Origin of the sequence: Pseudoalteromonas sp. OFAV1 (assembly GCF_021532595.1) — a bacterium.
Taxonomy (GTDB): Bacteria; Pseudomonadota; Gammaproteobacteria; order Enterobacterales; family Alteromonadaceae; genus Pseudoalteromonas; species Pseudoalteromonas lipolytica_C.
The window spans coordinates 26,375-35,268 of record NZ_JAKGBG010000048.1; the positions used below are offsets into that span (position 1 = coordinate 26,375).

Here is an 8,894-nt window from a genome sequence, read left to right on the forward strand (position 1 = left end):
ACTGTTCCTTATGCTACAAAAAAGCCAGCACTGAGCTGGCTTTTATAAATTGGCTACTGCTTACTTCTGAAGTACAGAAATATCAGCAATATCTAAAAACAGACGGCTTAGTTGGCTTAATAATGCTAAACGGTTTTGTTTAACCGCTTCGTCATCTGCCATTACCATGACGTTATCGAAGAAGTTATCAACACTCTCACGAATACCCGCAAGTTGTGATAATGCTTCTTGGTAATCGCCATTTGCATACAGAGGTGCAAGCTCAGTTGCAAACTTAGCAACGTGTGACGCTAATACTTTTTCTGCGTCATCGCTTAATAGGCTCTCGTTTACATCACCTTGTGTTGTGATGTCATTTTTAGCCAAGATATTGCTTACACGTTTATTTGCTGCTGCAAGCGCTTCTGCTGCGTCTAATGTACGGAAGTGACTTACCGCTTTAACACGACGATCGAAATCAACTGGTTTAGTTGGACGACGTGCTAGTACAGCTTGGATCACATCAACTTCGATACCTTCATCTTGATACCATGCACGAAAACGACCTAGCATAAACTCAAACACATCTGTTGATACGTTAAGGTTAGTTAGCTTTTCACCGAATAGCGTTTGTGATTTAGCAACAAGGTCTAAGATATCTAGCGGTAATGATTTTTCAACCATGATGCGAAGTGCACCAATTGCAGCACGGCGAAGTGCAAATGGGTCTTTATCACCTTTTGGCGCTTGACCAATACCGAAAATACCCACCAGCGTATCAAACTTATCAGCAATTGCGACAGCACAGCTGATCACATTTGTTGGTAAGTTATCACCCGCGAAGCGAGGCATATATTGTTCATTTTGCGCGAGTGCAACTTCTTCAGCTTCACCGTCGTGACGCGCGTAATGCATACCCATTACACCTTGTACGTCGGTAAATTCCATGACCATTTCGGTCATTAAGTCTGTTTTACTTAACAGACCTGCACGCTTAGCAAGCTCGGCATCGGCACCTAATTGCTCAGCAATGTAACCTGCAAGCTCACTAATACGCTCAGATTTATCTTTCAGCGTACCAAGTTGCTTTTGGAATAAAACAGTATCTAGCGATTCTAAACGGCTTTCTAGCGTTTTCTTCTTATCAGTTTCGTAGAAGAACTGTGCATCGGCTAAACGAGGACGAACAACTTTTTCGTTACCCGCAATTACTACGCTTGGATCTTTACTTTCGATATTAGAAACAAATAGGAACTTGTTAAGTAAGTTGCCCTCTTGGTCTAATAACGGGAAGTACTTTTGATCGTCCTTCATAGTATAAATAAGCGCTTCAGAAGGAACGTCTAAGAATGCTTCTTCGAATGTTGCTGTTAGTGTTACTGGCCATTCAACCAACGATGTTACTTCTTCAAGTAAGTCTTCATCCATCGCTACTTTTGCATTTACAGCTGCAGCTGCTGCTTCAATCTGTTCACGAATTTGTGCTTTACGCGCTTCGAAGTCAGCGACAACGTAAGCAGATTTCAGAACATCAAACACATCATCAGCGTGGTTGATTGTTACTTTTTCTGGATGATGGAAACGGTGCCCTTGTAATTGGTTACCAACTTGCTTACCAAGGATCTCACCTTCGATTAGCGTGCTACCAAATAAAATAGTCGCTGTGTGTACAGGACGAATGAATTGCGTTTTACTCGCACCCCAACGCATTGGTTTAGGGATAGGTAATTTTGCAAGTGCCTTGTTTACAGCATCGCTCATAAGCGAAGTTGTTGCTTGACCTTCAACCTGTGCTTTATGTAATAACCAAGCACCTTTATCTGTTTCAATCGTTTCTGCATCGCTTACATCGATACCACAACCACGTGCCCAACCCATTGCTGCTTTAGTTGGGTTTCCATCGGCATCAAAAGCGGCAGCTACTGCAGGACCACGCTTTTCAACTACTTTGTCACTTTGCTTTGCTTCAAGTGCTGTTACACGTAAACCTAAACGACGTGGAGATGCGTACCAGTTAACACCTTGATGTGCTAATTCTAAGCTTGCAAGTTCTGCTGTTAAGTTCTCAGCAAATGACTCAGCAAGTTTACGAAGTGCTTTCGGTGGCAACTCTTCAGTGCCAATTTCTACTAATAAATTTTCTGCTGACATGCTAATTCTTAATCCTTACAAAGCGGGAAACCAAGTGCTTCACGGGCATCATAGTAACTTTGTGCACACGCTTTAGATAAAGCACGAACACGTAAGATATAACGTTGACGTTCTGTTACTGAGATAGCGTGACGAGCGTCTAATAAGTTAAACGCATGTGATGCTTTCATTACTTGCTCATAAGCTGGTAATGGTAAGCCTGCTTCGATTAGCTTTTCACTTTCTTTCTCACAGTGATCAAACTGTGCAAATAAGAACTCAACATCCGCTTGTTCGAAGTTATAAGCTGACTGCTCTACTTCGTTTTGATGGAACACATCACCGTATGTTACACGTCCCATAGGGCCGTCTGCCCATACTAGATCATAGATGCTATCTACGCCCTGTATATACATTGCTAAACGCTCTAGACCATATGTGATTTCACCCGTAACCGGTGAGCACTCTAAGCCACCTACTTGTTGGAAATAAGTGAATTGAGTTACTTCCATACCGTTTAGCCAGATTTCCCAACCTAGACCCCAAGCACCTAATGTAGGTGATTCCCAGTTGTCTTCTACAAAGCGAACTTCGTCAGTTAGCGTATCAATACCTACAGCAGCTAAAGAGCCTAAATAAAGCTCCTGGATGTTCTCTGGTGATGGTTTTAATACTACTTGAAATTGGTAGTAGTGTTGTAATCGGTTCGGGTTTTCACCATAACGACCATCAGTTGGACGGCGGCATGGTTGAACATACGCGCTCGACATTGGCTCTGGGCCAATCGACTTTAAGAACGTTAACGGATGAAATGTCCCTGCTCCCACTTCCATATCCAGTGGTTGAGCAATCACACAGCCTTGCTGTGCCCAATAGTCCTGTAAAGCCAGGATCAAACCTTGAAAGGTTTTAACGTCATATTTTTGCATATTTGGCTTATAGTATCTGGTGCGTTTAGTCTGAAAATTGCTCTCAGTATACCTTGTGTGCAGTAAGGTTTTAAGCAGTTTGTGCTTTTTCAGTAATAAAAAAAGGAGCCATGTGGCTCCTTCTTATGAATATCATTATTTGCTTATACGTCTAGGTTAACTACACGTAGCGCGTTCGTTTCGATGAAATCACGACGAGGCTCAACTTGGTCACCCATTAGTGTCGCAAACAATTGGTCAGCGGCAACAGCATCTTCGATTGTTACTTTCAACATGCGTCGTGCAGCTGGATCCATAGTTGTTTCCCAAAGCTGATCAGGGTTCATTTCACCCAATCCTTTATAGCGTTGGATATAAAGGCCACGCTTCGATTCATTGATTAACCACTCTAATGCATCCACAAAGTTATCAACAGCTAATGTTTTTTCACCACGTTGTATGTAAGCACCTTCTTCAAGTATGTTAGCAATGTTTACGCCCGTTGCTGCAATGCGTTTATAGTCACGCGATGTAATGAAGTCATGGTTTAGTACATGAGCTTTATCCACACCATGCTGACGAATATTCACAACAGGATAATACATGTTGCGCTCAGTATCGTGCTCAGTGCCGGCGTGGAAGATAGTTGCATCTTCATCACGTGCAATTAAGTCGTCAACAAGGGTTTTAGTCCACTCTTTAACTTTTGCTTCATCAGCTAAATCAGCTTCGGTAATTTCGCTTTGATAGATTAAACGTTCCATAACCGCATTTGGATATTTACGTTTTAAGCGCTCAATAACTTTAACTGTATTTTGATAATCGTGAACGATTCTTTCTAAATCTTCGCCTTCAAGTGCAGATGCACCTTCACTTGTATAAAGTGCAGCATTGTTTAATGCCAATGACGTTAAGTAATCAACAAGTGCTGGATCATCTTTAATGTAGCGTTCTTGCTTACCTTTTTTCACTTTATAAAGTGGTGGTTGCGCAATATAGATAAAGCCTTTTTCTACAATCTCTGGCATTTGACGATAGAAGAAAGTTAGCAATAATGTACGAATGTGAGAACCATCCACGTCCGCATCGGTCATGATAATGATACGATGATAACGAAGTTTTTCTGGGTCATATTCATCACGACCAATACCACAACCTAGCGCTGTGATTAATGTTGCTACTTCTTGAGAAGAAAGCATCTTATCAAAGCGTGCTTTTTCAACGTTAAGAATCTTACCTTTTAGTGGCAAGATAGCTTGGTTTTTACGGTTACGACCCTGCTTAGCTGAACCACCTGCAGAGTCACCCTCCACTATGTATAGTTCTGATAAAGCTGGATCTTTTTCTTGGCAGTCTGCCAGTTTACCTGGTAAACCCGCTAAATCCATTGCACCTTTACGGCGTGTCATTTCTCGTGCTTTACGCGCTGCTTCACGAGCACGTGCGGCATCAATGATTTTACCTACAACCGTTTTAGCATCAACAGGGTTTTCTAATAAGAACTCTGTTAGTTTTTCTGCCATCGCTTGTTCTACAGCAGACTTAACTTCACTTGATACTAGTTTATCTTTGGTTTGTGATGAGAACTTAGGATCAGGAACTTTAACACTTACAACTGCAGTTAAGCCTTCACGAGCATCATCACCCGTTGCGTTGCTGGTTGTTTTCGCTTTTTTGTTAAAGCCTTCTTTTTCCATGTAGTTATTTAGCGTACGCGTTAATGCCGCTCTAAAGCCAGCTAAGTGCGTACCACCATCACGTTGTGGAATGTTGTTTGTGAAACAGTAAATGCTTTCTTGGAAACCATCGTTCCACTGCATTGAAACTTCTACACTAATACCGTCTTCTTCACGCTCATGGGTAAAGTGGAAAACACTTTTATGTACAGGTGTTTTATTACGGTTTAGATATTCTACGAACGCTTGAATACCACCTTCGTATTTAAAGTGATCTGTTTTAGTTTCTTCACGCTCATCAGTAAGAATGATACTTACACCTGAGTTTAAGAAAGAAAGCTCACGTAAGCGCTTCGCTAAAATGTCGTAGTGGAAATTTAGGTCAGTAAACGTTTCACCGCTTGGCCAAAAACGTAACTCAGTACCCGTGTCATTTGCTTCACCAATCACAGCTAATGGTGCATCTGGCACACCCATAGTGTAAGTTTGTTGGTGAATTTTTCCTTCACGACGAATAGTTAGTTGTAGTTTTTCAGAAAGTGCATTTACTACTGATACACCTACACCGTGTAAGCCACCAGATACTTTATATGAGTTATCATCGAACTTACCACCAGCGTGAAGTACCGTCATAATAACTTCGGCAGCTGATACACCTTCTTCTTCATGAATTGACGTAGGAATACCACGACCGTTATCTCTTACAGAGACAGAACCGTCTAAGTGAATCGTTACAAAAATATCATCACAATGACCAGCTAAGGCTTCATCGATAGAGTTATCAACAACCTCAAACACCATATGGTGTAAGCCTGTACCGTCATCGGTGTCCCCTATATACATTCCTGGACGCTTTCTTACTGCGTCTAATCCTTTTAGTACTTTAATACTCGACGAATCGTAATTCTCAGACATGGTTAATCCCACTTATCTTGTTATTAGGTTGCCATGTTTCACGTGGAACATTTTTAGTTCTCGTTGCATGGGTTCCACCACAGCAGAAATACTTTCAGATAAAATCGATGAGATAAAAAGTTGTGAATCGCAGTGTGTCAAAAGTTGACCCACTTTTTCTTTTGTATCTTCACCTAACTCTGAAGGTAAGTCATCTATTAGCAATATAGATTGCTTATTAGTTTCTGACTCAATTAAGCTATTTTGCGTCACTTTTAACGCATAAAGCAATAGCTTCAATTGACCGCGCGAAAATGTATTTTCTACGCTATTACCAGAAACGCTAAAACTAAAATCAGCTTTATGCGGGCCTTTACTTGTGAAACCTTGCTTGGCATCACGCTCAAAGCTTTGCTCAAGAGCTTCTGAGAGCATTTCACTCTCTTTCCAACCCGCATTGAAGTTAATTTGTAAATCGCTTACTAGCGTTAATTCTGCACACATTTTATCAAAAAATTGCTGCTTAAACCTACTTATATACGCGATTCTTAGATTATTTATTTGTTCAGCTAGTCTAACAAATTCTTTATCCCAAAACTTGATCTGTTGAAAATAATCTCGTGGCTTACTCTTTAGTAATGCATTGCGTTGCTTTAGTACTTTGTTAAAAGATTGCCACAAATAAAAGAAGTCATGTTCCACGTGGAACAATCCCAAATCGAGAAATTTTCTACGCTCTTTTGGGCCACCAAAAAACAAGGAATAACTTTCTGGCGTAATAACTTGAACAGGCATTAATTGAGCCAATTCAGATATTTTACGACTCGTTTTACCTTGAATTTTTAAAGATGTTTCACCCGCTTGGTTTTTGCTTATACCAATGGGAATAGACAAATCATGTAATGCTTTACGACCGTGGATCACAAACTTGTCTTGTTGATGCTGAATGATATTTTTGTGCTTGGCGGTACGAAATGATTTACCGTGAGAAAGGAAATAAATAGCCTCAAGGAGACTGGTTTTTCCGCTGCCATTCTCGCCGTAAATAATATTAATCCCATTTACTGGCTCGAGTGTCAGCGCCTCAATATTCCGAAAATTATTGAGGCTTAAATGACTTAAACTCATAAAGTCTATAAACGCATCGGCATAACAACATACATTGCTTCTTCGTCACCAGCACCTTCTATTAATGCACTACTATTTGAATCAGCAAGTGTAAAAGTAACATCTTCTGTTTTTAAGGTATTTAAAACATCAAGAACATATGAAACGTTAAAACCAATTTCTAGCTCACCGCCTTGATACATTACTTCAACTACTTCCTCAGCTTGTTCTTGCTCAGGGTTGTTTGCCGTAATCTTTAATAAACCTTCAGACAGATTTAAACGTACACCACGAAATTTTTCATTTGATAAAATAGACACACGTTGGAAAGCACTGCGTAACCACTCACGATTAGCAGTAATCACTTTGTCACCACCACGCGGCAATACACGACGATAGTCAGGAAAACGACCATCAACAAGTTTACTGGTAAATGTGAACTCTGTATCAATAATACGAATATGGTTAGCACCAAATTGAATGGTTACTAACTCATCATCAGCTACCATTAGGCGCATAATCTCTTGCACACCCTTTCGTGGAATAATTAGCTGACGTTGTGTATTCAAAGATTGCGGTAATTGCTTTTGTGCAATCGCTAAACGGTGGCCATCTGTAGCAACCGTTTTTATGTCAGTGTTATCAACTTCAAATGACATACCATTTAAGTAATAACGTACGTCTTGATTCGCCATAGAAAAATGTGTGCTTTCAAGAAGCTTACGTAATTCTAAGCGAGTCAGTTGAAACTCAACTTCACCATCCCACTGCTCAAGATTAGGAAAGTCTTCTGCGGCAAGAGTTGTTAAAGAAAAACGGCTTTTACCACTGGTTAGTAGCAATTGGTGATCTTGGCTACTTAAAGTAAGGTCTGAGCCATCAGGTAAACTTTTACAAATATCGAGTAACTTTTTTGCCGGCAAGGTTAATTTTGTATCAGATGTGTCTTCACCAACAAACACACTCGCCACTAACTCAATTTCAAGATCGGTACCCGTCATCGAAAGTTGCCCGTTTTCTACAACTAACAGTACGTTCGATAAAATCGGTAAGGTGTGCTTACGCTCAATCGCACCAGACACTTGAACTAAAGGTTTTAAAAATTGCTCTCTTGATATTGTTATTTGCATAATAAAGTCGGCCTTAAGATGACAAGGTTCTTATTAAGTTTTGATAATCTTCTTTCACTTCGTGGCTTTCATCACGTAGTGATTTAACTTTACGACAAGCGTGTAATACAGTTGTGTGATCGCGACCACCAAAGGCGTCGCCAATCTCAGGTAAACTGTGATTTGTAAGTTCTTTTGATAATGCCATTGCTACTTGGCGTGGCCTTGCTACTGAACGACTACGGCGTTTCGATAGTAAATCTGACACACGAATACGATAATACTCAGCAACAGTGCGTTGAATATTATCTATCGTTACCAGTTTATCTTGCAGCGCAAGTAAGTCACGTAGGGCTTCTTTTACAAAGTCGATCGAAATTGGACGACCAGTAAAGTTTGCATTAGCAATAACGCGGTTTAACGCTCCTTCTAATTCACGCACATTTGAACGCAATTTCTTAGCGATGAAAAAAGCAACTTCATGGGGTAAGTTAATTTTACTTTGTTGGGCTTTTTTCATCAAAATGGCAACCCGCGTTTCAAGTTCTGGCGGCTCAATTGCAATGGTTAAGCCCCAGCCAAAACGTGATTTAAGGCGGTCTTCAACCCCTTCTATCTCTTTTGGATAGCGGTCTGAAGTTAATATAATCTGTTGATTTCCTTCAAGTAAAGCATTGAAGGTATGAAAGAACTCTTCTTGTGAGCGCTCTTTATTAGCGAAAAATTGAATATCATCGATCATCAATGCATCAACACTTCGGTAATAACGTTTAAACTCTTCGATGGCATTATTTTGCAGCGCTTTAACCATGTCTTGCACAAATCGCTCTGAGTGCATGTAGACAATTTTCGCGTCTGGCTTATTAGCCATAATACCGTTACCAACAGCGTGTAATAAGTGAGTTTTACCTAAGCCCGTACCACCATATATAAATACAGGGTTAAATGCCGAACCTGGGTTATCTGCAACTTGAGTCGCTGCGGCTTTTGCTAATTGGTTTGATTTACCTTCAACAAAGCTATCAAAGGTGTAATTTTCTTTAATGTTTGATTTATAACCTGATTTTGGCGCAGGCTCTACCGCTGCTTTT

At 40.4% G+C, this 8,894-nt stretch carries 6 protein-coding genes; all 6 read right to left on the reverse strand.

All coding sequences use genetic code 11. From position 1 onward, the window contains the following. Positions 1-60: 60 nt before the first annotated feature. Entirely contained in the window at positions 61-2,130 is a 2,070-nt protein-coding gene (gene glyS, locus L1267_RS19570) for a glycine--tRNA ligase subunit beta (protein WP_235383871.1), read from the reverse strand. A gap of 8 nt (positions 2,131-2,138) precedes the next feature. Continuing rightward, positions 2,139-3,038, reverse strand: coding sequence for a glycine--tRNA ligase subunit alpha (gene glyQ / locus L1267_RS19575; RefSeq protein ID WP_054554789.1), 900 nt, complete (start codon positions 3,036-3,038; stop codon positions 2,139-2,141). A 143-nt stretch (positions 3,039-3,181) separates the two neighbouring features. Further along, the gene (gene gyrB / locus L1267_RS19580) at positions 3,182-5,608 is read right to left on the reverse strand and encodes a DNA topoisomerase (ATP-hydrolyzing) subunit B (RefSeq protein ID WP_235383872.1); all 2,427 of its coding nucleotides are present in this window, start codon (positions 5,606-5,608) and stop codon (positions 3,182-3,184) included. A 12-nt stretch (positions 5,609-5,620) separates the two neighbouring features. Further along, positions 5,621-6,715 (reverse strand): DNA replication/repair protein RecF, encoded by a 1,095-nt coding sequence (gene recF / locus L1267_RS19585; RefSeq protein ID WP_199526835.1) that lies wholly within the window; start codon positions 6,713-6,715, stop codon positions 5,621-5,623. 5 nt (positions 6,716-6,720) lie between these two features. Beyond that, the gene (dnaN, locus tag L1267_RS19590) at positions 6,721-7,824 is read right to left on the reverse strand and encodes a DNA polymerase III subunit beta (protein WP_199526836.1); all 1,104 of its coding nucleotides are present in this window, start codon (positions 7,822-7,824) and stop codon (positions 6,721-6,723) included. 13 nt (positions 7,825-7,837) lie between these two features. Beyond that, positions 7,838-8,894: chromosomal replication initiator protein DnaA (gene dnaA / locus L1267_RS19595; RefSeq protein ID WP_235383873.1), on the reverse strand; the 1,057-nt coding region annotated here is incomplete at its 5' end.

Coding starts and splice junctions, on each gene's coding strand:
- recF (WP_199526835.1), bottom strand. CDS start 6,715: ATGAGTTTAAGTCATTTAAGCCTCAATAATTTTCGGAATATTGAGGCG.
- glyS (WP_235383871.1), bottom strand. CDS start 2,130: ATGTCAGCAGAAAATTTATTAGTAGAAATTGGCACTGAAGAGTTGCCA.
- glyQ (WP_054554789.1), bottom strand. CDS start 3,038: ATGCAAAAATATGACGTTAAAACCTTTCAAGGTTTGATCCTGGCTTTA.
- dnaN (WP_199526836.1), bottom strand. CDS start 7,824: ATGCAAATAACAATATCAAGAGAGCAATTTTTAAAACCTTTAGTTCAA.
- gyrB (WP_235383872.1), bottom strand. CDS start 5,608: ATGTCTGAGAATTACGATTCGTCGAGTATTAAAGTACTAAAAGGATTA.